This is a genomic window from Umezawaea tangerina (assembly GCF_003002815.1).
Lineage (GTDB): Bacteria > Actinomycetota > Actinomycetes > Mycobacteriales > Pseudonocardiaceae > Umezawaea > Umezawaea tangerina.
On sequence record NZ_PVTF01000004.1, the window covers coordinates 1 to 22,339 of the forward strand.

Sequence of the window (22,339 nt, forward strand, 5' to 3'; positions counted from 1 at the left end):
TCCAGTTCAATCTCAAAGGAAACCCATTGACTGGGTTCATATAAGTTACTGGCTATTCGGCACGCTGTTGAGTTCTCAAAGAACACGCGCACACCATCACTCACCACGGTTTTACCGTGGCCCGATCAGGGGCATGTGATTCCGCAATATTCCTAAAGCTTAAGTGAAACTAGACGCCCTGGTCAAACCGCCTCAGAGGAGGCGCAGACTGGGTCTTCCCGTTTCGGAGACTGCCCACTCTACCACAAGATCTGGGAGCTTGGTTCGCACTCTCCGTCTGGCTCCGGCCCGCTGGGCGGTCCGTGTTGGCCTGACTTGGAGAAAGTTACACGTGCCGGAAGACGAGGTCAAATCGGGGGTCCCGACACCGGAACACGCAAAGAAACCGCAGGTCAGGTCACGTGCACCTGCCTTACCAGCACGCTACTGCACCACCGTTCGACACAACAGTGTGACCGCCATCACTCGAAAGAAACCGCAACGGCCGCCGTCCCGGAGGGGGACGACGGCCGTCGGAGCGACGTAATCGCAGGTCAGAGGAGCACTCGCACGCCGGCGGTGTTCCTCTTGCCCCGGCGCAGCACCAGCCACTTGTCGTGCAGGAGGTCCTCCTTGCCCGGAGTCCACTCCTCGTCGGCGACCTTCGCGTTGTTCACGTACGCCCCGCCCTCCTTCACCGTGCGGCGCGCGGCGCCCCTGCTCTCGGCGAGCCCGGAGCTCACCAGCAGGTCGACGATCGTCGGCGCGTCCGACAGCACGACCTCGCCGATGGGCGCCTCCGCCATGGCCCCGTCGAGCGTGGACAGGTCGAGCCCGCCGAGCTCGCCCCGCCCGAACAGAGCCTGGCTGGCGGCGATGACCTGCTTGGTCTGGTGCTCCCCGTGCACGAGGTCGGTGAACACCTCGGCCAGCCGCTTCTGCGCTGCCCGCAGGTGCGGGCGCTCCGCGGTGTCCTGCTCCAGCGCCTCGATCTCCTCGCGGGGCAGGAAGCTGAACAGCCGCAGGTAGTTCACGACGTCGGTGTCACCGGCGTTCACGAAGTACTGGTACCAGGCGTACGGCGAGGTCATCTCCGGGTCGAGCCAGAGCTTGCCGCCGCCGGTGGACTTCCCGAACTTGCGCCCCTCGGCGTCGGTGACCAGCGGCGCGGTCAGCGCGTGCACCGACCGGCCGTCGACCTTCCGGACCAGGTCCACTCCGCCCAGGATGTTGCCCCACTGGTCGGACCCTCCGACCTGCAGGCTCGTCCCGTACGCGCGGTTGAGCTGGAGGTAGTCGTGCGACTGGAGCAGCAGGTAGCTGAACTCCGTGTACGACATCCCGTCGCTCTCCAGGCGCCGCTTCACGGTCTCGCGGGCGAGCATCGTGTTGATCGAGAAGTGCTTGCCGACGTCGCGCAGGAACTCCAGCACCGGCACCTGGCCGGTCCAGTCGAGGTTGTTCGCCACGACGGCGCCGGTCGGGCTGTCGTCGAAGTCGACGAAGCGCTCCAGCTGGCCGCGGATCCGGTCCGCCCACTCGGCGACCGTGTCGAGCGTGTTCAGCGTCCGCTCGCCCTGGTCGCGGGGGTCGCCGATCATGCCGGTCGCACCGCCCGCGAGGACGATCGGCCGGTGGCCCGCGCGCTGGAACCTGGTCAGCATCAGCAGCGGGACGAGGTTGCCCGCGTGCAGGCTCGGCGCCGTCGGGTCGAAGCCCGCGTAGAGGGTGAGCGGGCCCGCGTCCAGGTCTTTCCGCAGTGCGTCGAGGTCGGTGGACTGCGCGATCAGACCGCGCCAGGACAGCTCGTCAAGGATGTGCTCGCTCACGGGGGTCGATTCTCCCCTACCAGGTCAAAGCGAATCCTCTTGCAGTGCGGTTTGCGAGAGCGGTGTGAGGGGTAGTCACGCTCTGGGGGTAACCGAGAGGACTCGACCGATGACTTATCCGGATCGTGAGCCGAGGCGCCCGGCCGGGAGGTTCCCGGCCGACAACCAGCCCACGGAGCAGTACCCGGGACGCGACGGGTACCGGGGGCGCGAGGAGTACCCGACGCAGGTCGGGGCACCCGTTCCGCTCGAGGAGGAAGTGGTCCGGCGCGAGGAGGTCGTGCGCCGGGACGGCCGTGAGCAGGCCGTGCGGCGCGACGAGGTCGTCGAGCAGCAGCCCCGCGACGACCGGTCGCGCGTGAAGACCGTGATGGTCGTCTGCGCCGTGATCGACGTGGTGTGCTCGTTGTTCGCGATCGTGCTGGCGATCCACATCGTGCTGGTGATCGGCAACGCCAACGCCGCCAACGGCTTCGCGCAGATGATCGAGGGCTGGTCCGGCGCGGTGTCGCTGGGCCTGCGCGACCTGTTCACACCCGACAACGTCGGCGCCCGCACGCTGCTCAACGACGGCCTGGCCGCGATCATCTGGCTGGTGCTGCGCGCGGTGCTGACGAACCTGATCACCCGGCTCGCCCTGCCCGTGGGTCAGCGCCGGGTCTGGTACCGCCGCACCGCGACCTACTGACCGCGCTGCCGGACCGATCACCTTGCCGGAGCGGGGGTGCCCCACGGGTGCCCCCGCTCCTTCACGCGCCGGTGAGGACGACCTGCCACGGGCGCACGCGCACCTGGAGCACACCGCCGACCACGGACCGGTCGTCGTCCTGCGCGCGCCGCACATGCTCGGCGACCTCACCCGCGGGCACGCGGATGACGGCCATCCCCTCGCCGCTGGCCGGGAACGGTCCGGCGGCGACGAGAACGCCCTGGTCGCGGAGTCCGCGCAGGAACGCCAGGTGCTCCGGGAAGTCGGGGTGGGCGAAGACCTCCAGCGGGCCCGCCACGGCCGGTCCCGGCGTGTGCAGCAGCGCCAGCCAGACCTCGTCGTCGCCGGTGGCGGTGCCGAACCCGCCGTCGTAGCGGCCCAGGACGGTCGGCCAGCCGCCGTCGTAGCGCGCGCGGGTGCCGGTCGGGTCGGACAGCCGTTCCCAGCCGCGGTGCTCCAGGGTGACCAGCGTGCGGTCGTCGCCCACCGGGGTGAACGCGACCTCGACCTCGGTGGCCTCGTCCGGCCCTGAGCCGGGGTGCCAGCTGATCCGGAACCCGCGCGGCGGCTCCCAGTCCAGCACGCTCCCCCACACCGACTCGGCGCCCGCGGGGTCGCGTTCGACCAGCTCGCCGTCGCGGAACGCCACGGTCGCCTCGGCGCCGAAGACGCTGTGCGACGCCAGCGGCCACCACGTGCCGATCTCGCTGGTGAACACGTCGAAGGCGACGTCAGGCGTCGCGGCCACCACGACCTGGCGGCGGATCGGTGGAAGTGCCACTGCCCTGCTCCTCCCGTGCCGCCACGTGCGTGGCGAAGGCGTCGAGCGCGCCGTCCCAGTGCGCGACCAGCCACTGCTGCAACGCGGTGAAACCGCTGGGTGCCAACGCGTACAGGTTGCGCGTGCCGACGCTGCGGTGCTCGACGAGCCCGGCGCCCTCGAGCACCTTGAGGTGCTTGCTGACGGCGGGGCGGCCGACCGGGAGGTCGGCCGCGAGCTCCCCGACCGGCACCGGACCGCCGCGCAGGCGCTCGACGATCCGGCGTCGCGTCGGGTCACCGAGCGCGTCGAAGACGGCTTCCGAATGGTTCCTCATGGGTAACGGTTACCGTAGAGGAACCATTGCGGCCGGGCAACGGGTCATCCCGCGTCCGGCGCGTGCTTCCCACCCCGCCGGTAGGTGCTCACGGCGTGCGAGCTGCCGATCCAGAACCGCCACGGCACCTCGATCGCCAGCGAGATCCCGACGCGGGGCCCGGTGACCACCTCGTCGTCGGACACCGGGTCGCCCTCGAACAGCCGGACCGACGCCGTGGACGACGTCAGGTCGACGCCGTTGTGCGACCGGTCGAGGCCGAGCACGCCGGTGAGCCGGGCGGGCCCCTTGGCGAGCTCGGCGTGGCTGCGCGCGGACGGCCTGCGGATGTGCGCCAGGTCCGCGCCCTCGACGACCTCGCCCGCGCGCACCAGCACCGCGCCGGGCTCGCCGTCGGTCAGCGACGTGACGTTGGCGCAGAAGTGCATGCCGTAGACGAAGTACACGTACAGGTGCCCTGCCGGGCCGAACATCACCTCGTTGCGCGGGGTCTTGCCCCGGTAGCAGTGCGACGCGGGGTCGTCGGCGCCCCGGTACGCCTCGACCTCGACGATCTTGACCGCCACCACGCCCTCGGGCGTGGTGCTCTCCATGACGCAGCCGAGCAGGAGCCGCGCCGCGTCGACGGGCTCGACGGCGAGCTCCCGCTCGGTCAGTTGCCTACCTTGCACGGGCTGCCGTGAACCCCCGTGCGACCGAGACCCGGTCGACCAGCCGCTTGAGCTGCTCGGCCACCCGGTCCGGGGCGGTACCGCCGTGGCCGTCGCGCGAGGCGATGGAGCCCTGCACGGTCAGCACGTCGCGCACCTGCGGCGTCAGGTGCGGCGACACGTCGGCGAACTCCTGGTCGGTCAGCTCGTCGAGCCCGACGCCGCGGCCCTCGGCCACGCGGACGCACTCGCCCGCGGCCTCGTGCGCGATCCGGAAGGGCACGCCCTGGCGGACCAGCCACTCGGCGATGTCGGTCGCCAGCGTGAACCCGGCCGGGGCCACGGCGGCCATCCGGTCGGTGTCGTAGCGGATTGTGGACAGCATCCCGGCGATCGCGGGCAGCAGGAGCTCCAGCTGCTCGACCGAGTCGAACAGCGGCTCCTTGTCCTCCTGGAGGTCCCGGTTGTAGGCCAGCGGCTGCGCCTTCAACGTGGCCAGCAGGCCGGTCAGGTTGCCGATCAGCCGACCGGACTTGCCGCGGGTCAGCTCCGCCACGTCGGGGTTCTTCTTCTGCGGCATGATCGAGCTGCCGGTGGCCCACGCGTCGTCGAGCACGGCGAACCCGAACTCCGAGGTCGTCCAGATGATGACCTCCTCGGCGATCCGCGACAGGTTCACGCCGATCATGGCCAGCACGAACGCGATCTCGGCCGCGAAGTCGCGCGACGCGGTGCCGTCGATGGAGTTCTCCACCGGCCCGTCGAAGCCCAGCTCGGCCGCCACGGCCGCCGGGTCCAGGCCCAGCGACGACCCGGCCAGCGCGCCGGAGCCGTAGGGGGACAGCGCGGTGCGCCGGTCCCAGTCCTGCAACCGCTCGATGTCGCGCAGCAGCGACTGGGCGTGCGCGAGCAGGTGGTGGCCGAGCAGCACGGGCTGCGCGGCCTGCAGGTGCGTGCGGCCGGGCATGACCGCGTTCGGGTGCGCCTGCGCCTGGCCGACCAGCGCGTCCACCACGTCCAGCACGCCGTCACCGACCCGGCGGGCGGCGTCGCGCAGCCACATCTTGAACAGCGTGGCGACCTGGTCGTTGCGCGACCGGCCCGCGCGCAGCTTGCCGCCGAGCTCGGGGCCCGCCCGCTCGATCAGCCCTCGTTCCAGTGCCGTGTGCACGTCCTCGTCGGCGAGCACGGGCTCGAACGCGCCCGAGGCCGCGTCGGCCTCCAGCAGGTCGAGCGCCGCGATCATCCTGGTCAGCTCGTCGTCGGTCAGCAGTCCCGCGGCGCGCAGTACACGCGCGTGGGCCCGTGAACCCGCGATGTCGTACGGGGCGAGTCTCCAGTCGAAGTGCGTCGACGCGGACAGCAGCGCCATCGCCTCCGCCGGTCCGGACGCGAACCTTCCGCCCCACAGTGCGCTCACTTGTTCAAATCCCTCTTGCTCGGCAGGTCCCACAACTGCTCGACGGTATCGCCCTCGTCGCGGGTGTCCAGGGTGGAGTCGTGCGGCGCGCCGTCGCCGCGGCGGCCGTCGACCACCGCGCGACCGGCGTGCAGGAGCAGCCGGACCTCCCCCGACACGTGCTCCTGGGTGGTTTCGACGAACGCGTCGAGCGCGTTCCTCAGCGGGGCGAACCACAGCCCGTCGAGCACGAGTTCACCCCATCGGCCCTCGGCGGTCCGCTTGAAGCGGGCCGTGTCGCGGTCCAGGGTCACGGCCTCCAGCGCCCGGTGCGCGGTGACCAGCGCGACGGCGCCGGGCGCCTCGACGTCGGCCAGTCCGCCCACGCCGTGCCCGCCCGCGCGCCGGTTGAGCTCCCGGACGGCCTCGAACGCGGTGACGGTCTCGCCGTCGAACGCGACCGGGACGCCGCGGTCGAAGGTCACCACGATCTCCTCCGGGTCGCCCGCCTGCGGCGCGGTCCCGGCCGGGCGGGCCAGCGCCGTCCGGTCCGCCGAGTACGGCGACCTCCGGGTGACGTCGATCGGCACGGCGCGCTCCCGCACCCAGCGGACGGCCTCGGCGCGGGTCCACGCGAAGTCGCGGGCGGGCGCGAGCACCTCCAGCTCGGGTGCGAGGTCGCCGACGCCGGTCTCTACCCAGTCCCCGTCCGCGCAGCCGTGCGCGACGGCCCGCGCGCCGTGCAGGCGGGCCGCGTCGACGAGCTGCTTCACGACCGCCGCGCGGGCCACCGCCTGGAGCAGCGGGTGCCCGCCGTGGCGCAGGGCGTTGGCCTGGAGGGCGGGGAGGCAGAAGTCGGCGGCGAACTCGTCGCGGGCGTCCACGACGACGGCGTCCACCGCCCCGCAGGCCAGTGCGCGCCGCCGCAGCGCCGCCGGGTCCTCGCCGCCGTACCCGAGGTCGACGGCCACGGCCACCACCTCGGCCCCGGTCTTCTCGACGAGGTGGCCGAGCGCGACCGAGGAGTCCAGACCACCGGAGTAGGCGAGGACGACCCGGTCAGTCATGGTCGTCGCCCTCCTGGTGGCCCTCGGCGAGCGACGCGATCCGCTGGGCGAGGTCCGCGCCGGTGAGCGGCTCGCGGGCCACCACGATGATCGTGTCGTCGCCCGCGATGGTGCCGACGATGTCGTGCAGCGCCGCCCGGTCCATGGCGCTGGCCAGGAACTGGGCCGCGCCGGGAGGGGTGCGCAGGACGGCGAGGTTGGCCGAGTGGTCCACCGAGACCAGCAGCTCGCCGAGCACGCGCGCCAGCCGCGAGGTGCCGCCCTGGACGCCGCGCACCGGGCTGCCGTCCTCGGGGATCACGTAGACCGGCGCGCCGCCGTCGGGTCCGCGCAGCTTCACCGCGCCGAGCTCGTCGAGGTCGCGCGACAGCGTGGCCTGCGTGACGTCGATGCCCTCCATCGCCAGGGTCTTCGCCAGCTCGGACTGGCTGCGGATCGCCCGCTGCGCGACCAGCTCGACTATCCGCCCCTGGCGCGCGGTCCTGGTCATGAGTTCTCCAGCAACCAGACCAGCAGCGCCTTCTGCGCGTGCAGCCGGTTCTCGGCCTCGTCCCACACGGCGCTGTCCGGGCCGTCCAGCACCTCGTCGGTGATCTCCCAGCCGCGGTGCGCGGGCAGGCAGTGCAGCACGGTCGTCTTCACGCCGGTGGCGGCCACCAGGTCGGAGTTCACCTGGTAGGGCCGGAACGGGCCGACGCGGTCGCGGCCGTCGTTCTCCTGGCCCATGGACGTCCACGTGTCGGTGATCAGCACGTCCGCGCCGTCGACCGCCTCGCGCGGGTCGGTGACCAGCTCGACCGAGCCGCCGGTCTCGGCCGCGCGCTTCTTGGCGTCGTCGAGGACCCACGGCAGCGGCACGAACGACGGCGGCGCGGCGATGCGGATGTTCATGCCCGCGGTGGCGCCGCCGAGCAGCATCGAGTGCGACATGTTGTTCGCGCCGTCACCGAGGTAGGTGGCGGTCAGGCCTTCGAGCCTGCCGTGCCGGTTGCGGATCGTCTGCAGGTCCGCGAGCACCTGGCACGGGTGGAACTCGTCGGTCAGCGCGTTGACGACCGGCACCCGCGACACCGAGGCCATGGCCTCCATGCGCTTCTGCGCGAACGTCCGCCACACCACCGCGTCCACGTACCCGGACAGGATCCGGGAGGTGTCCTCGATGGTCTCCTCGCGGCCCAGCTGCATGGACCGACCGTCGACGATGACCGGGTTGCCGCCGAGCTGCGCGATGCCCACCTCGAACGACAGCCGTGTGCGGGTGGAGTTCTTCTCGAAGATCACCGCGACGGACTTGGGGCCCGCCAACGGCTTCGCGGTGAACCGGTCGGCCTTGTAGCGGTCGGCCAGGTCGAGCACCGCGATCTGCTCGTCGGGGGTCAGGTCGTCGTCGCGGAGGAAGTGCCTCGGGGTCATCACGGCTCCAGGAACGTCGGCAGGTCGGCGACCAGCCGGTGGGCGTCGGTCTCGTCGAGCACCAGCGGCGGGGCGAGTCTGATGACGTCGGGCTGGATGGGGTTGATCAGGTAACCGGCCCGCTGCGCGGCCGCCGCGGCCTTCGCCGAGACCGCCTCGCGCAGCGTGATGCCGAGCAGCAGGCCGGCTCCCCGCACGCCGGAGACGAGCGGGTGGTTCAGGGCCTCGACACCGGTGGCGATCTCCTTGCCCACCGAGGAGGCGTGTTCGAGCAGGCCGTCCGACGCGATGGTGTCCAGCACCGCGAGCGCCGCCGCGCAGCACACCGGGTTGCCGCCGAACGTCGTGCCGTGCTGGCCGGGTTCGAGCAGGTCGGCCGTGGCGCCGACGGCGATGCACGCACCGAGCGGGAGACCGCCACCCAGGCCCTTGGCCAGGGTGAACACGTCCGGCACGACGCCCGCCTGCTGGAAGGCGAACCAGGTGCCGAGGCGGCCGACGCCGGTCTGCACCTCGTCGAGGATCAGCAGCGCGCCGTGCTCGGCGGTGATCGCTCGGGCGGCCTGGAGGTACCCGGCGGGCGGGACCACGACGCCGTTCTCGCCCTGGACGGGCTCGACGACGAAGGCGGCGGTCTCGTCGTCGACAGCGGCCTCCAGCGCGGCGACGTCGCCGAACGGGATGTGCACGACCCCCGGCACCAGCGGCTCGAACGGGGTGCGCTTGGGCGGCTGGCCGGTGAGGGCGAGCGCGCCCATCGTGCGGCCGTGGAACCCGCCGTCGGTGGAGACGACCTTGGTGCGACCGGTCCGGCGGCTGATCTTGAACGCGGTCTCGTTCGCCTCCGCGCCGGAGTTGCAGAACAGGACCTTGCCACCGTCCACACCGGACAGGTCGAGCAGCCGCTCGGCCAGCGCCAGCGAGGGCTGGTTGATGAACAGGTTCGAGGTGTGCGACAGCTTCCCGATCTGCGCGGTCACCGCCGCGACGATCGCCGGGTGCGCGTGGCCGAGCGCGTTCACCGCGATGCCGGAGACCAGGTCGAGGTAGCGCTTGCCGTCGGTGTCCCAGACGTGCGCGCCCTCGCCGCGCTCCAGGGTGATCTGCGGCGTGCCGTAGTTGTTCATCATCGCGGCCTGCCACCGCTGCTGGTCGTTCATTCCCCGTCCCCCAAGACCATCGTCCCGACACCGCTGGAGGTGAAGACCTCCAGCAGCACCGAGTGCTCGAGCCGCCCGTCGATGACGTGCGCCTGCGGGACCCCGCCGCGCACCGCCCGCAGGCAGGCCTCCATCTTCGGTACCATGCCGCTGTCCAGGTCCGGCAGCATCTTCTCCAGCTCGTCGGCGCGCACCTCGTGCAGCAGCGACGACCGGTCCGGCCAGTCCGCGTACAGACCCTCGACGTCGGTGAGCACCACGAGCTTGCGCGCGTCCAGCGCGATGGCCAGAGCGCCCGCCGCGGTGTCCGCGTTCACGTTGTGCACCACGCCGTCCGCGTCCGGCGCGACCGACGACACGACCGGGATCCGGCCGGCGCGCACCAGGTCCAGCACCGCGTCCGGGTTCACGCCCACGATGTCGCCCACCAGTCCGATGTCGACCGGCTCACCGTCCACGATGGCCGGTCGGCGGCTCGCGGTGAACAGGTGCGCGTCCTCACCGGACATGCCGACCGCGTGCGGGCCGTGGGCGTTGATCAGGCCGACGAGCTCGCGGCCCACCTGGCCGACCAGGACCATCCGGACGACGTCCATCGCCTCCGGCGTGGTGACCCGGAGACCGCCGCGGAACTCGCTCTCGATGCCGAGCCTCTTCAGCATGGCGCCGATCTGCGGGCCGCCGCCGTGCACGACGACCGGGTGCAGGCCCGCGAGCTTGAGGAACACCATGTCCTGCGCGAAGGCCTGCTTGAGCTTGTCGTCGACCATGGCGTTGCCGCCGTACTTCACGACCACGACGGCACCGCGGAACCGCTGCAACCAAGGCAGCGCCTCGACCAGGACGGCGGCCTTGAGGCCCGCCTCCCGCTGCGTCGGACTCCCCTGCTGCCCGGTCACGACGAGTACGCGCTGTTCTCTTCGACGTAGTCGTGCGAGAGGTCGGTGGTGAGGATCGTGGCGGTCGCGTCGCCGACGTTGAGGTCGATCACGATGTCGATCTCGCGGCCGGACAGGTCGGCGGCCGAGCGGTCCTGCGCCTTGGTGCCGTTGGCGAACAAGGTCGCGCCGTTGATCGTGATGCCGAGCTTGTCCGGGTCGATCACGGCGTCCGCGCGGCCCAGCGCCATCGCGATGCGGCCCCAGTTGGGGTCCGAGCCGAACAGCGCGGTCTTGACCAGGTTGTCCTCGGCCACGGTGCGGCCGACGTGCACCGCCTCCTCCTCGCTCGCCGCGCCGCGGACGGTCACCGAGACCTCCTTGGTCACGCCCTCGGCGTCGCCCTGGAGCTGCTTGACCAGGTCGCCCGCGACGGCCGTGAGCAGCGCGGTGAAGTCCTCGGCGCTCGGCGTGACGCCGGAGGCACCGGAGGCCAGCACCAGCACGGTGTCGTTGGTGGACGTGCCGCCGTCGACGTCCAGGCGGTCGAACGTCCGGTTGGTCGCGAAGCGCAGCGCGGTGTCCAGCGCGGCGCCGTCGACCACGGCGTCGGTGGTGATCACCGAGAGCATGGTGGCCATGTTGGGGGCGAGCATGCCCGCGCCCTTCACGAACCCGCCGACCGACCAGCCGTCGGCGTGCGCCGACCAGGACTGCTTGGCGCGCGAGTCGGTGGTCAGGACGGCGGTCGCGGCGGCGAACCCGGCCTCCACGGTCTCCTGGAGGTCCTTGGCCGCACTGTCCACACCGGACCGGATCGCGTCCATCGGCAGCCGTTCGCCGATCAGGCCGGTGGAGCAGACCGCGACCTCGATCGCGCCGCAGGACAGCACCTCAGCGACCTTCTCGGCGGTGGCGTGGGTGTCCTGGAAGCCCTCGGGGCCGGTGCACGCGTTGGCGCCGCCGGAGTTCAGCACCACCGCGGTGAGCCTGCGCTCCCGGATGACCTGCTGGGACCACAGCACCGGCGCGGCCTTGACCTTGTTGGTGGTGAACACGCCCGCGGCAGCGTCGAGCGGGCCCGCGTTGACCACCAGCGCCAGGTCGAGCGCACCGGTCGCCTTGATCCCGGCGGCCACCCCCGCCGCCTTGAAGCCCTTCGGGCCGGTCACACCCTTGTCGCGATCGATCACGGAGCCACTCCCACGGTGGACAGGCCGGTGGTCTCCGGCAGGCCTAGCGCCAGGTTCATGCACTGCACGGCGGCACCCGCCGTGCCCTTCGTCAGGTTGTCGACCGCCGCGACGACGACGAGCCGGTTCAGGTCCGGGTCGACGGCGACTTGGAGCTGCACCGCGTTCGAGCCGAGCACCGCGCCGGTCGTGGGCCAGTGGCCCTCGGGCAGCAGGTGCACGAACGGCTCGTCCGCGTACGCCTTCGCGTACACCGCGCGCACGTCCCCGGCGTCGGCGCGCAGCTGGGCGGAGCAGGTGGCGAGGATGCCGCGCGGCAGCGGCGCGAGCACCGGGGTGAACGACACCCCGACCGGGCGGTCCGCGACCAGGCTGAGGTTCTGGACGATCTCCGGGGTGTGCCGGTGCGCGCCGCCGACGCCGTACGCGCTGAGCGACCCCATGACCTCGGAGCCCAGCAGGTTCGTCTTCGCCGCCTTGCCCGCGCCGGACGTGCCGGACACCGCGACCACGACCACCTCGGGCTCGACGACGTCCGCGGCGACGGCGGGCGCGAGCGCGAGCGACGACACCGTCGGGTAGCAGCCGGGGACGGCCACCCGCTTGGTGCCGCGGAGGAGGTCCCGCTGTCGGGTCCCGTCCGCTCTGGGCAGCTCCGGCAGCCCGTAGGGCCACGACCCGGCGTGGTCGCCGCCGTACCAGCGCTCCCACGCCCACGAGTCGACCAGCCGGTGGTCCGCGCCGCAGTCCACGACCAGCACGTCGTCGCCCAGCTGCGCCGCCAGCTCGGCCGACTTGCCGTGCGGCAGCGCGAGGAACACCACGTCGTGACCGGCGAGCGCGCGCGCCGTCGTCTCCTCCAGCACCCGGTCCGCCAGCGGCAGCAGGTGCGGCTGGTGCGCGAGCAGCGGACTGCCCGCGTTGCCACCCGCCGTCAGCGCGCCGATCTCCACGTCGGGGTGCGAGAGCAGCAGCCGCAGCACCTCGCCCCCCGCATACCCGCTGGCACCGGCGACCGCGATCCGCACTGTCATGCGGATAATTATGCATAGGGATGCAAACTCACTCAACCCTTATTCGCGCCCCTATCCGGGTGACGTTGCTTGCGCTCACGGGCGGCGGGGTTTCCCGACACCCCTTGCGCCGCGGCCGTGCGTACGTCCATCATGATTTCACCAATTAAGTAGTGAAAGGGTGCTGGGTGATCGAGTTCCGGATCGACCGCCGCTCCGGGGTCGCCGCCTACCTGCAGCTGGTGCACCAGACCAAGCAGGCGCTGCGGTTGGGGCTGCTCCGCCCCGGTGACCGGCTGCCGACCGCGAAGGAGGTCATGACCGCCACCGCGATGAACCCGAACACCGTGCTGAAGGCGTACCGGGAGCTCGAACGCGAGGGCCTGGTCGAGGGGCGGCGCGGGCTGGGGACGTTCGTCGTGCGGACGCTGGCCAGACCGGGGGCGACCGACGACGGGCCGCTGCGGGAGGGACTGGCGGGGTGGTTGGCGGGCGCGGACGCGGGCGGGCTGGAGCGCGAGGACGTGGAGGCACTGGTGAAGGCCGTGCTGGACGAGCACTACGGGACGTGAGGGAACAACCATGGACGAGGGGTCGGCCGCGCTCGTCGCGGCCGGGTTGGGCAAGCGCTACCGCAGGGGGTGGGCGCTGCGGGGCTGCGCTGTCGCGGTGCCGCGGGGGCGGATCGCGGCGCTGGTCGGGCCGAACGGCGCGGGCAAGAGCACGTTGATGGCGTTGGCGACCGGGCTGCTGCGACCCACCGAGGGAACGGTCGCGGTGCGCGGCAAACCGGGTTTCCTGGCGCAGGGGAAACCGCTGTACCAGGGGTTCACCGTCGAGGAGGTCCTGCACGCGGGCCGGGCGCTGAACCCGGACTGGGACGACGCCTACGCGCGGCGGCTCGTCGCCGAGGCCGAGGTGCCGCTCGGCGCGAGGATCCGGACGCTGTCCGGCGGTCAGCGCACCAGGGTCGCGCTGGCCGTGGCGCTCGGGCGCCGACCGGAGGTCCTGCTGCTGGACGAGCCGCTGGCGGACCTGGACCCGTTGGCGCGCCAGGAGGTCATGGGGGCGCTGCTGGCCGAGGTGGCCGAGCAGGGGACGACGGTGCTGCTGTCCTCGCACGTGATCGCGGACCTGGACGGGATCTGCGACCACCTGCTGCTGCTGTCCGGAGGGCGGGTGCAGCTCGCGGGCGACGTGGAGGAGCTGCTGGCGGAGCACCGGTTGCTGATCGGACCGCGCGAGCTGGACGTGCCCGCGGCCGCCGTCGTGGAGCGGCGGGAGACGGGGCGGCAGTCGACGGTGCTGGTGCGGGGCCTGGAGCCGCCCGACGACGCGCAGGCGCACGAGCCGACGTTGGAGGAGCTCGCGCTCGGATACCTCCGGGCGGGGCGGACGAGCGGGCGGGAGGTGGCGGCATGACCTGGGTGGCGTGGCGGCAGCAGCGGCTGCTGACCCTGGTGTCGTTGGCGTTGGTGGCACTGGTCGGCGCCGGCATGGCCGCGCTGTGGGCCGACCTGTCGTCGGTGCTGCCCGCGGACCCCGCGGTGCTCGACGAGCGGTACGGGGACCTGCTGGGCTACGTGCCGTTCGTGATGCTGGCGATGCCGGTGCTGCTGGGGATGTTCGCCGGGGCGCCGGTGTTCGCGCGGGAGTTCGAGCAGGGCACGCACGTGTTCGGCCTGACCCAGTCGATCGGCCGGACCCGGTGGTGGGCGACGAAGCTGCTCGTCGCGGGGCTCCCGGTGACGGTGGCGATGGCGCTGCTCGGGCTGCTGAACGCGAAGGCGTTGGGGCCGTTGAGCTCCATCCTGACGAGCAGGCTGCAGACGCCGATGTTCGAGAGCCAGGGGTACGTGCTGGGGGCGTACACCGCGGTGGCGTTCGCGCTCGGGGCGACGGCGGGGCTGGTGGTGCGGAGCACGTTGGGGGCCATGGCGATCACGCTCGCCGGGTACGTGGGCGTGCTGGCCGCCGTGGCGAACCTGGGGCGGCCGCACTACGCGGGGACGGAGTACTCGGCGTCCGGCGCGGTGGAGCCGGGGGCCTGGCGGGTGGAGATCGGGTACCTCGACGCGCAGGGGGCGACCACGACCTTCGCGGGCCAGAAGTGCGGGGAGACGCCGATCGCCCAGTGCCTGCTGGACCAGGGCGTCGCGGGGAGGTTCGCGCGGTACCACCCGGTGTCGCAGTTCTGGGAGTTCCAGGGGGCCGAGAGCGGGATCGTGGTGCTGGTGGTGGGGGTGCTGGTCGCGGTGAGCGCCTGGGCGGTGCGCCGGGTGCACTAGTGCCGTATCAGGCAACGTTCGCCCTGTTGACGACCTCGCGTAGCCGCCGATCCTGAGCGTGCTTGTTTCGCCAGATGATGTAGCGACGGATCATGCTGCCCTGCTGCTTGTGGTCGAGGTGGTCAGTGCCGTCGAGGGTGAAGTAACGCAGAGCGGTGAACTGGGCCTCGATACGGTTGAGCCACGAAGAGTTCGTGGGGGTGTAGGCGATCTCGACATTGTTGGCCTCGGCCCAGTCGGCGACCCGACGGCACCGCTTGGTGCTCCTCGGCGAGCTCGCGGAGCAGGGCGTCGGCGGGGGTGCTGTGGGCCAGGACGTAGTCGTTGACGGCCGGGTCGATCAGGTCCATGACCCCAAGCTAGCGGTTACCTTGACCGCCATGGACCTGGTCGAGGCAGCTCGCGCCGGACTCGCCGAGGCGGCCGATCCCGTCAAGGCGGAGGGCATGCGGGCGTACATGAAGTCCGCGATGCCGTTCCGCGGGGTGGCCAAACCCGAGCGGGCGAAGCTGGCGCGGGCCTTGTTCGCGGCGCACCCGATGCCGGACCGCGACACGTGGCGGGCCACCGCGCTGCGGTTGTGGCGGGAGGCGGAGTACCGCGAGGAGCGGTACCTGGCACTGGACCTGACCGGGGCGTACCGGCGGTGGCAGGACGTCGACCTGCTCCCGCTCTACGACGAGCTCGTGGTCACCGGCGCGTGGTGGGACTTCGTGGACGAGGTCGCCAGCAGGCGCGTCGGCCCGCTCCTGCGCGCCCACCCCGCCGAGGTCGCCGCGGTCATGCGGACGTGGTCGGGTGACGCCGACCGGTGGCGGCGCCGCACGTCGGTGATCTGCCAGCTGGGGGCGAGGTGGGCGACCGACACCGACCTGCTGACCGACTGCGTCGAAGCCACCACCGCCGACCCGGACTTCTTCCTCCGCAAGGCCATCGGCTGGGCCCTCCGCGACTACGCCAAGACCGACCCCGCCTGGGTCCGGGACTTCGTCGACACCCACCCCGCGCTGTCCCCGCTGTCGCGCCGGGAGGCGCTGAAGCACCTGGGGTGAACAGACGCGGCGGGTGGAGCGCTCAGACCGCAGGCCCGACAGGGCGGAGTGCGTACAGGACGCGGTGGGTCTTGTGGACGACGGGCACGTCGCGGGTGCGCTCGACCACGGTCACCAGCAGCGCCCCCTCCCCCGCGTCCCAGTCCAGGGTGGTGGTGAAGCGCCAGCTCTCACCGCCCACGTCCAGCACCTCCACCAGCACCTCACCGCGCAGGTCGGGACCGACCGCCAGCAGCGTCCCGCCGTCCACCACCACGACGGTCCCGTCGGGAAGCACGACCGGAGCGGCGACCTGGCCGTCGTGCAACGCGTGCCCGCGCTCGACCGACCCGTCGGGCAGCAGGCGGACGACCGCGGAACGGGTCGGCCGGCGGCGGTCGCACTCGACGACGCGCACCCCGTCCGGGTCCACCACGTAGTGCCCGTAGCTGTGCCAGGTGGTCAACAGCGCGCCGTCGCGGTCGTGCAGCCACGTCGAGAACGTGCCGTACCCCTCGAGCCCCAGCAGGAACCGCCCGCCGGATACCGCGGCCGCCCGCTCACCGCGCAGCTCCGCGACCCGCTCACCCGTCTCCAGGTCCAGCAGCAGCGCGGGCCCGAGGTGGCCCCAGGCGTGGTAGTCCAGCGAGTCGGTGAGCACCAGCAGCCGGTCCGCGCTCGCGTAGGCCGCCCGTGGCCGGGCACCGCACTCGTGCCGCCAGCCCGACTCCGCCCCGGTCCCGGCCGACACGGTCCCCGCCGACACGACCTCGGTTCCCGCGGACACGACCGCCCGGCCGCCCACGACGGCCAGCTCCGCCGACCGGGGCGGGTAGGCGGACCCGTCGACCGTGACCCGGTCCGACTCGGTCGCTCTCCACCGCCCCACGGCAGCTACCCCCTCGTCGCGTGACCCGAGTACGTCAGCGGGAAGACCAGGTCCTTGCACGCGGCGGGCACGTCGTCGGAGACCTGCACGACCATCTCCACCTCGACCTCACCGGCGGGCGGGATGGCGACGGGGGTGTCCATGGGCGACACGGAGAGCACGCCGGACGGGCAGCCGGGGACCTTGTTGTGCGCGGAGTCGACCGGCTGGCCGGGGACGGCCGCCAGGTTGACCACGATGATGTCGACGTCGTTGGGGTTCGACAGCCGCACCTGGCGCGCGCCCTCGCTACCGGGCGTGAGCTCCACGGCGCCGCCGGACACGTCGTTGATCTCGAACGGCTTGAGGTCCGACACGCCCGCCTCGCCCGCGCTGATGGCGTAGGCCATGGTCGGCGTCTGGGGGTCGGGCCACGTCAGGTGCATGGCCGCGACGACGGCCGCACCGACACCCAGGATGGTAGTTGCCACGGCGACTTCCATTCGCGGGCCCAAATTTCGCATGGCGCAACTCCATGAGCCGTTGCTCCAGGCGGTGGGTTCGCCTCTAGCTCCCTACCGGACCGGCGACCAACTCGCCCGGCAGTTCATCGCTTCGCCCCTCGGCCCCGCGGGCCGCCCGCCAATCTTGGAGAACATTCAACCGAGAAGCAAGGCCCGCTCACTGAACGTGAGGATCCGTCACCGGCCTACGGGTGCCCAATCAAGACACCTGGACCATCGTGAGCAGGCAGTTCGCCGTTATTCCATTCGACCGTGATTCACCCGGTCGGACCAACGTGGTCCGACCGGGTGACACCTCACGCCCTGAGCGTGGCGCCGTGCCTTTCGGCCAGCGCCGCCACGGCCGCGTCGCGCGCCGCGGTGGCCTCCTCGACGGTCAGCGTGCGGTCCGGAGCCCGGAACCGCAGCGCGTACGCCAGGGAGCGCTTGCCCTCGCCCACCTGCTCGCCCGTGTAGACGTCGAACAGCCGGATGTCCTCCAAGAGGTCACCGCCGCCCGACTCGAGCACAGCGGCCACCTCAGCGGCCGGAACGGCGGCGTCCACGACGACCGCCACGTCCAGCAGCACCGGCGGGTACGCCGAGATGATCGGCGCGGGCCGGTTGTCGTTGAGCGGCAGCGCGTCCAGGTCCAGCTCCATCGCGACGGTCCGCTTGGGCAGCCCGAGCGCCTCGACGACCTTCGGGTGCAGCTCACCGGCGTGGCCGACGGGCCAGTCGCCGACGCGCAGCTCCGCGCAGCGGCCGGGGTGCCACGGCGCGAGGTCGGACGCGACCACGCGCAGGGTCACGCCGTAGGCCTTGGCGACGAGCTTGGCGGCCTCGACCGCGTCCGCCCAGTCCGCCTGGCGGCCCTTGCCCCACCAGCCCGCGTGCTCGCGGTGCCCGGCCAGCACGACGGCCACGTGCACCGGCTGCTGCGGCAGCGCGGCCAGCATGGACGCCACCTGCGCCTCGGTCGGCCGCTCGCCGACGCCGATGGCGGGCACCGGCACCTGCTGGGTGCGCGGCAGCGTGACCTGGGCGATGTTGAACAGCGCCACGTCCTTCTGGCCGCGCGACAGGTTGCGCTGCACGGCGTCCAGCAGACCGGGCAGCAGCGTGGTCGCCATCGCGTGCTTGTCCGCCTCCAGCGGGTTCAGCACGCTGACCGTGTTGCGCCGCGAGTCGTTCGGGATCAGCCCGAACGAGTCGAACACCGCGGGCGAGATGAACGGGAACGGCAGCACCTCGGTGTAGCCGTCCTCGGCCAGCGCGCGCGAGACCGTGCGGCGGCGGCGCTGCTGCTCGGTCAGACCACGACCGGCCGGGGCGGGCGGCAGCGTGGACGGGATCGTCTCGAACCCCTCCAGCCGCAGCACCTCCTCGACGAGGTCGGCGGGCTGCACCAGGTCCGAACGCCACGTCGGCGGAGTGGCGGTGACCAGGGTCGCCCCGTCGTCGCCCGTGCTGACCTCGACCTGGCAGCCGATCTGGCCGAGCCTGCGCGCCGTCACCCCGCGGGCGTAGCGCACGCCCGCGACGCGGTCCGGCAGGTCGATCGGCATCGTCACCGGGCCGGGCAGCGCGGGCGTGCCCACGTCGGTGCGGCCGGGCTTGATGCCGCCGTCGCCGTAGACGTGCAGCAGCTTCGCCGCGCGCTCCAGGGCGACCGGGGACAGCGCCGGGTCGACCGTGCGCTCGTAGCGCTTCGCCGCCTCGCTGGGCAGCTTGTGGCGGCGCACGGTGCGGGCGATGGACGCCGGGTCCCAGATCGCCGCCTCCAGCAGGATGTCGCCGGTCTTGTCGCCGACCTCGGTGCTCGCGCCGCCCATGACACCGGCCATCGAGATGACGCCGCTGTCGTCGGCGATCACGATGTCGTCGGCGTCGAGCACGCGGACGGTGTCGTCCAGCGTCGTGAGCTTCTCGCCCGACTTCGCGCGCCGCACGACCAGGTTGCCCTGGAGCTTCGAGGCGTCGAACGCGTGCAGCGGGTGCCCGAGCTCGATCATCACGTAGTTGGTCACGTCGACCGGCAGCGAGATCGAGCGGATGCCCGCGAGCATCAGCCTGCGGCGCATCCACCACGGCGTCGGCGCGGTCGGGTCGACCCCGCTCACCTGGCGGGCGACGAACCGGGCGCAGCCCGCGCCGTCCTCCAGGTGGACCGGCCACACCTCGCCCTCGGCCTCCGGCACGTCGACGACGGCCGGGTCGCCGAACGCGACGTCGAACGCGCACGCGATCTCGCGCGCCAGCCCGCGCACCGAGAAGGCGTAGCCGCGGTCGGGCGTGGGCGTGATCTCCAGGACGGTGTCGTCCAGGCCGAGCAGCTCCACGGCGTCGTCACCGGGCTGCGCGGTGCCGCTGGGCAGCACCAGGATGCCCGCGTGCTCGTCGCCGAGCCCCAGTTCGCGGGCGGAGCAGATCATGCCGTCGCTGGTGTGCCCGTAGGTCTTGCGCGCGGAGATGGTGAAGTCGCCGGGCAGCACGGCGCCGGGCAGCGCGACGACGACGGTGTCGCCCTCGACGAAGTTCGTGGCGCCGCAGACGATCCCGTTGATCTTGCCGGGGCCGACCTCGACCTGGCAGAACCGGATGGGCTTCTTGAACTCCTTGAGCTCCTCGATCTCGACGACGCGGCCCGCGACGACGGGACCGGTCACGGGCCCGAGCGGGCGCACGTCGTCGATCTCCATGCCGATCCGGATGAAGGCCTCGGCCAGCTCCTCCGGGGTGGGCGCCTCGGCGAACTCGAGGTGCTCGGTCAACCAGCTAACCGGAATACGCACCGGTCAGGCCTCCGTTCCGAAGGGCAGCGTGAAGCGGACATCGCCCTCGACCATGTCGCGCATGTCGGGCAGGCCGTTGCGGAACTGCAGCGTGCGCTCGAGGCCCATGCCGAAGGCGAAGCCCGAGTAGACGTCCGGGTCGACGCCGGTGGCGCGCAGGACGTTCGGGTTGACCATGCCGCAGCCGCCCCACTCGACCCAGCCCGCGCCGCCCTTCTTCTCCGGGAACCACACGTCCACCTCGGCGGACGGCTCGGTGAACGGGAAGAAGTGCGGGCGCAGCCGGGTCTTGGAGTTCTCGCCGAACATGGCCCGCGCGAACGCGTCCAGGGTGCCCTTGAGGTGCGCCATGGTGAGGCCCTTGTCGACGGCGAGGCCCTCGACCTGGTGGAACACCGGGGTGTGCGTCGAGTCCAGCTCGTCGGTGCGGAACGTGCGGCCGGGGCACACCACGTACACCGGCAGCTCGCGCTCCAGCAGCGTGCGGGCCTGCACCGGCGAGGTGTGCGTGCGCAGCACCAGGCCCGAGTCCGCGGGCGCGACGTAGAACGTGTCCGACATGGTGCGCGCCGGGTGGTCCTTGCCGAAGTTCAGCGCGTCGAAGTTGAACCACTCGGTGTCGAGCTCGGGGCCTTCGGCGACCTCGTAGCCCATGGCCACGAAGACGTCGGCCACGCGCTCGGCCAGCGTGGTGATGGGGTGGCGGGCGCCGCGCGGCGTCCGGTCCCACGGCAGCGTGACGTCGACGGACTCCTCGCGCAGCACGCGTTCGTCCCGCTCGGCCTGCAGCACGGCGAGGCGCTCGTCGTAGGCCTTCTTCACGGCGCTCTGGGCCTCGTTGACCCGCTTGCCCGCCTCGGCCTTCGCCTTGGGCGGCAGCGCGCCGATCTCCCGGCGCGCCAGCAGCACCGGCGACCGGTCGCCGACGTGCGCGGACTTCAGGGCGGCGAGCGCGTCGAGGTCGACAGCGCCCGCGAACGCCTCTCGGGCCTTCTGCACGGCCGCGTCGAGGGCCTCCGGCGCGAGCGCCGCGACCTCCTTGGGGTCGTACGGGTCGTTTGCTCCGGACATGGTTGGTGGACAGCTCCCGTTGGGCACGTCGCGGATAGGTGGGATCGGCCCCGCCGCCCGACACGCGGCGGAGCAGGCCGATAGTAGGCGATCCACCTCGCGGACTTCCTCCGCGTATCGATCGTGCGCCGAGCGGGCGTTCCGGTACGTCAGCGGAACGGGTGAGCCCGCACGCCTTGCGCCCGGCCCGCTCCGGCTCCCCGGCCCACGACGGCCACCGCGTCCTCGTGCGGGCCCCGGAGGGCGTCGGTGCGCAGCCTCGTCCGGGTCGGGTCCGCGTGCCGGTCGCGGCTGTGCTCCGGGGTCGCGGCTCGCGGGATGCCGACGGGGCCAGGCAGGCCGCGGGTCACCGGGTGGTGGACCTGGAGGTGCGGTCGAGCAGGTCGACGGCGGCGTGGACGTGGCGCAGCGCGGGGGCCGGGACGCGGGTCAGGTCGGCTATCTCGACGACGGCGCCGATGATGGCGTCGATCTCCAGGGTCTTGCCCGCCTCCAGGTCCTGGAGCATCGACGTCTTGTGGTGGCCGACGCGGCGGGCGCCGTCGATGCGGCGTTCGATGGACATCTCGGGGTTGCTGCCCGCGGCGCGGGCGATGGCTACGGTCTCGGCCATCATCGTGGCGACCAGCCGCCGGGTGTCGTCGTGCGCGCAGATCTCGGCCATGGTCGCCCTGGTGAGGGCGCTGAGCGGGTTGAAGGCGACGTTGCCCATGAGCTTGATCCAGATGTCGTCGCGCAGGTTCGGCTCGACCGGGCACTTGAGGCCGCCCGCGACCATGGCGCGGCTGAGCTCGGTGCAGCGCTCGGTGACGCCGCCCGCGGGTTCGCCGATGGAGAAGCGGGTGCCCTCGAGGTGGCGGATGACGCCGGGCGACTCGATCTCGGTGGAGCAGTAGACGACGCAGCCGATCGCGCGCCGGGTCTCGAGGACGGCGCTCACGGCGCCGCCGGGGTCGACGGCCTCGATCCGCCGGTTCTCCAGCGGGTGGCCGGTCAGGCCGTGGAAGTACCACCACGGGATGCCGTTCTGCGCGGCGATCACGGCGGTGTCCTCGCCCAGCAGCGGTGCGAGCAGCGGTCCCGCCGACGCGTAGGCGTGCGCCTTCAGGCCGAGGAAGACGTAGTCGACCTCGCCGATGAGCGAGGGGTCGTCGGTGGCGTGCGGGTGTTCGGTGAAGTCACCCCGCGGACTGAGGACGCGCACGCCGCGCGCCCGCAGCGCCGCGAGGTGGGGACCCCGTGCGACCAGGTGGACCTCTGCTCCAGCGCGGTGCAGGGCCGCGCCCACGTAGGCGCCGATCGCCCCTGCTCCGAGAACGGCGACTCTCATGTCCTGCCTCGTCTCGTATCCGGGTAATTGCATACAGTATGTCGTCTACATGAGGTGAGCGGTAGC

The 22,339-nt window shown here is 72.2% G+C and carries 23 protein-coding genes; 5 read left to right on the plus strand and 18 right to left on the minus strand.

The annotated features are described in order from the left end of the window. Positions 1-533: 533 nt before the first annotated feature. A complete protein-coding gene (tyrS, locus tag CLV43_RS14025) occupies positions 534-1,808 on the minus strand; it encodes a tyrosine--tRNA ligase (protein WP_106187613.1) in 1,275 nt (424 codons plus the stop codon). A gap of 109 nt (positions 1,809-1,917) precedes the next feature. On the opposite strand from tyrS, the gene CLV43_RS14030 reads away from it, so the two are divergent. Then, positions 1,918-2,496 carry a hypothetical protein gene (locus CLV43_RS14030; protein ID WP_245886437.1) on the plus strand — a complete coding sequence of 193 codons (579 nt, stop codon included), beginning with the start codon at positions 1,918-1,920 and terminating at the stop codon, positions 2,494-2,496. A gap of 61 nt (positions 2,497-2,557) precedes the next feature. Here the strand turns inward: CLV43_RS14030 and CLV43_RS14035 are convergent, their stop codons facing one another. From CLV43_RS14035 to argC, 11 genes are read right to left on the minus strand one after another with little or no spacing between them, the layout of a single operon-like run. Continuing rightward, the gene (locus CLV43_RS14035; RefSeq protein WP_106187614.1) at positions 2,558-3,298 is read right to left on the minus strand and encodes an SRPBCC domain-containing protein; all 741 of its coding nucleotides are present in this window, start codon (positions 3,296-3,298) and stop codon (positions 2,558-2,560) included. Next, the gene (locus tag CLV43_RS14040) at positions 3,249-3,614 is read right to left on the minus strand and encodes an ArsR/SmtB family transcription factor (protein ID WP_106187615.1); all 366 of its coding nucleotides are present in this window, start codon (positions 3,612-3,614) and stop codon (positions 3,249-3,251) included. The genes CLV43_RS14035 and CLV43_RS14040 overlap by 50 nt, the downstream gene beginning before the upstream one ends. Positions 3,615-3,658: 44 nt before the next feature. After that, entirely contained in the window at positions 3,659-4,285 is a 627-nt protein-coding gene (locus CLV43_RS14045; protein WP_106187616.1) for a DNA-3-methyladenine glycosylase, read from the minus strand. Beyond that, positions 4,275-5,717, minus strand: coding sequence for an argininosuccinate lyase (gene argH / locus CLV43_RS14050; protein ID WP_281262158.1), 1,443 nt, complete (start codon positions 5,715-5,717; stop codon positions 4,275-4,277). The genes CLV43_RS14045 and argH overlap by 11 nt, the downstream gene beginning before the upstream one ends. Further along, entirely contained in the window at positions 5,681-6,730 is a 1,050-nt protein-coding gene (locus CLV43_RS14055; RefSeq protein ID WP_106187618.1) for an argininosuccinate synthase domain-containing protein, read from the minus strand. The genes argH and CLV43_RS14055 overlap by 37 nt, the downstream gene beginning before the upstream one ends. Next, entirely contained in the window at positions 6,723-7,220 is a 498-nt protein-coding gene (locus CLV43_RS14060) for an arginine repressor (RefSeq protein WP_106187619.1), read from the minus strand. Before CLV43_RS14060 ends, CLV43_RS14055 begins: the two co-directional genes overlap by 8 nt. Beyond that, on the minus strand, positions 7,217-8,143 hold the full coding sequence (gene argF / locus CLV43_RS14065) for an ornithine carbamoyltransferase (RefSeq protein ID WP_106187620.1): 927 nt from the start codon (positions 8,141-8,143) through the stop codon (positions 7,217-7,219). The genes CLV43_RS14060 and argF overlap by 4 nt, the downstream gene beginning before the upstream one ends. After that, entirely contained in the window at positions 8,143-9,303 is a 1,161-nt protein-coding gene (locus CLV43_RS14070; protein ID WP_106187621.1) for an acetylornithine transaminase, read from the minus strand. The genes argF and CLV43_RS14070 overlap by 1 nt, the downstream gene beginning before the upstream one ends. Continuing rightward, positions 9,300-10,202: an acetylglutamate kinase gene (gene argB / locus CLV43_RS14075; RefSeq protein ID WP_106187622.1), complete on the minus strand. Its 903-nt coding sequence runs from the start codon at positions 10,200-10,202 to the stop codon at positions 9,300-9,302. Before argB ends, CLV43_RS14070 begins: the two co-directional genes overlap by 4 nt. Next, entirely contained in the window at positions 10,199-11,371 is a 1,173-nt protein-coding gene (argJ, locus tag CLV43_RS14080; protein ID WP_106188218.1) for a bifunctional glutamate N-acetyltransferase/amino-acid acetyltransferase ArgJ, read from the minus strand. Before argJ ends, argB begins: the two co-directional genes overlap by 4 nt. Next, complete coding sequence (argC, locus tag CLV43_RS14085; protein ID WP_106187623.1) at positions 11,371-12,408, minus strand: N-acetyl-gamma-glutamyl-phosphate reductase; 1,038 nt, start codon at positions 12,406-12,408, stop codon at positions 11,371-11,373. The genes argJ and argC overlap by 1 nt, the downstream gene beginning before the upstream one ends. Before the next feature lie 167 nt (positions 12,409-12,575). On the opposite strand from argC, the gene CLV43_RS14090 reads away from it, so the two are divergent. From CLV43_RS14090 to CLV43_RS14115, 4 genes are all read left to right on the plus strand, one after another. Further along, positions 12,576-12,959: a GntR family transcriptional regulator gene (locus CLV43_RS14090; RefSeq protein ID WP_106187624.1), complete on the plus strand. Its 384-nt coding sequence runs from the start codon at positions 12,576-12,578 to the stop codon at positions 12,957-12,959. A gap of 10 nt (positions 12,960-12,969) precedes the next feature. Then, on the plus strand, positions 12,970-13,809 hold the full coding sequence (locus tag CLV43_RS14095; RefSeq protein ID WP_106187625.1) for an ABC transporter ATP-binding protein: 840 nt from the start codon (positions 12,970-12,972) through the stop codon (positions 13,807-13,809). Continuing rightward, on the plus strand, positions 13,806-14,675 hold the full coding sequence (locus CLV43_RS14100) for an ABC transporter permease (protein ID WP_106187626.1): 870 nt from the start codon (positions 13,806-13,808) through the stop codon (positions 14,673-14,675). Before CLV43_RS14095 ends, CLV43_RS14100 begins: the two co-directional genes overlap by 4 nt. 380 nt (positions 14,676-15,055) lie before the next feature. Further along, on the plus strand, positions 15,056-15,727 hold the full coding sequence (locus tag CLV43_RS14115) for a DNA alkylation repair protein (RefSeq protein ID WP_106187627.1): 672 nt from the start codon (positions 15,056-15,058) through the stop codon (positions 15,725-15,727). A 22-nt stretch (positions 15,728-15,749) separates the two neighbouring features. Here CLV43_RS14115 and CLV43_RS14120 read toward each other — a convergent pair whose 3' ends face one another. The 6 genes from CLV43_RS14120 to CLV43_RS14145 form a co-directional block, all read right to left on the minus strand. Then, entirely contained in the window at positions 15,750-16,595 is an 846-nt protein-coding gene (locus CLV43_RS14120; protein ID WP_106187628.1) for a hypothetical protein, read from the minus strand. Positions 16,596-16,600: 5 nt separating this feature from the next. Beyond that, a complete protein-coding gene (locus CLV43_RS14125) occupies positions 16,601-17,065 on the minus strand; it encodes a hypothetical protein (RefSeq protein WP_245886440.1) in 465 nt (154 codons plus the stop codon). Positions 17,066-17,394: 329 nt separating this feature from the next. Continuing rightward, positions 17,395-19,872 (minus strand): phenylalanine--tRNA ligase subunit beta, encoded by a 2,478-nt coding sequence (gene pheT, locus CLV43_RS14130; protein ID WP_106187630.1) that lies wholly within the window; start codon positions 19,870-19,872, stop codon positions 17,395-17,397. Positions 19,873-19,875: 3 nt separating this feature from the next. Continuing rightward, positions 19,876-20,943 (minus strand): phenylalanine--tRNA ligase subunit alpha, encoded by a 1,068-nt coding sequence (pheS, locus tag CLV43_RS14135; protein ID WP_106187631.1) that lies wholly within the window; start codon positions 20,941-20,943, stop codon positions 19,876-19,878. Positions 20,944-21,092: 149 nt separating this feature from the next. Beyond that, entirely contained in the window at positions 21,093-21,293 is a 201-nt protein-coding gene (locus CLV43_RS14140) for a hypothetical protein (RefSeq protein WP_106187632.1), read from the minus strand. Continuing rightward, on the minus strand, positions 21,290-22,273 hold the full coding sequence (locus CLV43_RS14145; protein ID WP_106187633.1) for a 2-dehydropantoate 2-reductase: 984 nt from the start codon (positions 22,271-22,273) through the stop codon (positions 21,290-21,292). The genes CLV43_RS14140 and CLV43_RS14145 overlap by 4 nt, the downstream gene beginning before the upstream one ends. Positions 22,274-22,339: the final 66 nt, after the last annotated feature.

What these genes read in the sequence shown, in the direction of transcription:
- CLV43_RS14040 (WP_106187615.1), bottom strand. Translation starts at nt 3,614, where the DNA reads ATGAGGAACCATTCGGAAGCCGTCTTCGACGCGCTCGGTGACCCGACG.
- CLV43_RS14145 (WP_106187633.1), bottom strand. Translation starts at nt 22,273, where the DNA reads ATGAGAGTCGCCGTTCTCGGAGCAGGGGCGATCGGCGCCTACGTGGGC.
- CLV43_RS14095 (WP_106187625.1), top strand. Translation starts at nt 12,970, where the DNA reads ATGGACGAGGGGTCGGCCGCGCTCGTCGCGGCCGGGTTGGGCAAGCGC.
- pheS (WP_106187631.1), bottom strand. Translation starts at nt 20,943, where the DNA reads ATGTCCGGAGCAAACGACCCGTACGACCCCAAGGAGGTCGCGGCGCTC.
- CLV43_RS14070 (WP_106187621.1), bottom strand. Translation starts at nt 9,303, where the DNA reads ATGAACGACCAGCAGCGGTGGCAGGCCGCGATGATGAACAACTACGGC.
- CLV43_RS14115 (WP_106187627.1), top strand. Translation starts at nt 15,056, where the DNA reads ATGGACCTGGTCGAGGCAGCTCGCGCCGGACTCGCCGAGGCGGCCGAT.
- argC (WP_106187623.1), bottom strand. Translation starts at nt 12,408, where the DNA reads ATGACAGTGCGGATCGCGGTCGCCGGTGCCAGCGGGTATGCGGGGGGC.
- argF (WP_106187620.1), bottom strand. Translation starts at nt 8,143, where the DNA reads ATGACCCCGAGGCACTTCCTCCGCGACGACGACCTGACCCCCGACGAG.
- CLV43_RS14030 (WP_245886437.1), top strand. Translation starts at nt 1,918, where the DNA reads ATGACTTATCCGGATCGTGAGCCGAGGCGCCCGGCCGGGAGGTTCCCG.
- CLV43_RS14055 (WP_106187618.1), bottom strand. Translation starts at nt 6,730, where the DNA reads ATGACTGACCGGGTCGTCCTCGCCTACTCCGGTGGTCTGGACTCCTCG.
- CLV43_RS14100 (WP_106187626.1), top strand. Translation starts at nt 13,806, where the DNA reads ATGACCTGGGTGGCGTGGCGGCAGCAGCGGCTGCTGACCCTGGTGTCG.
- CLV43_RS14060 (WP_106187619.1), bottom strand. Translation starts at nt 7,220, where the DNA reads ATGACCAGGACCGCGCGCCAGGGGCGGATAGTCGAGCTGGTCGCGCAG.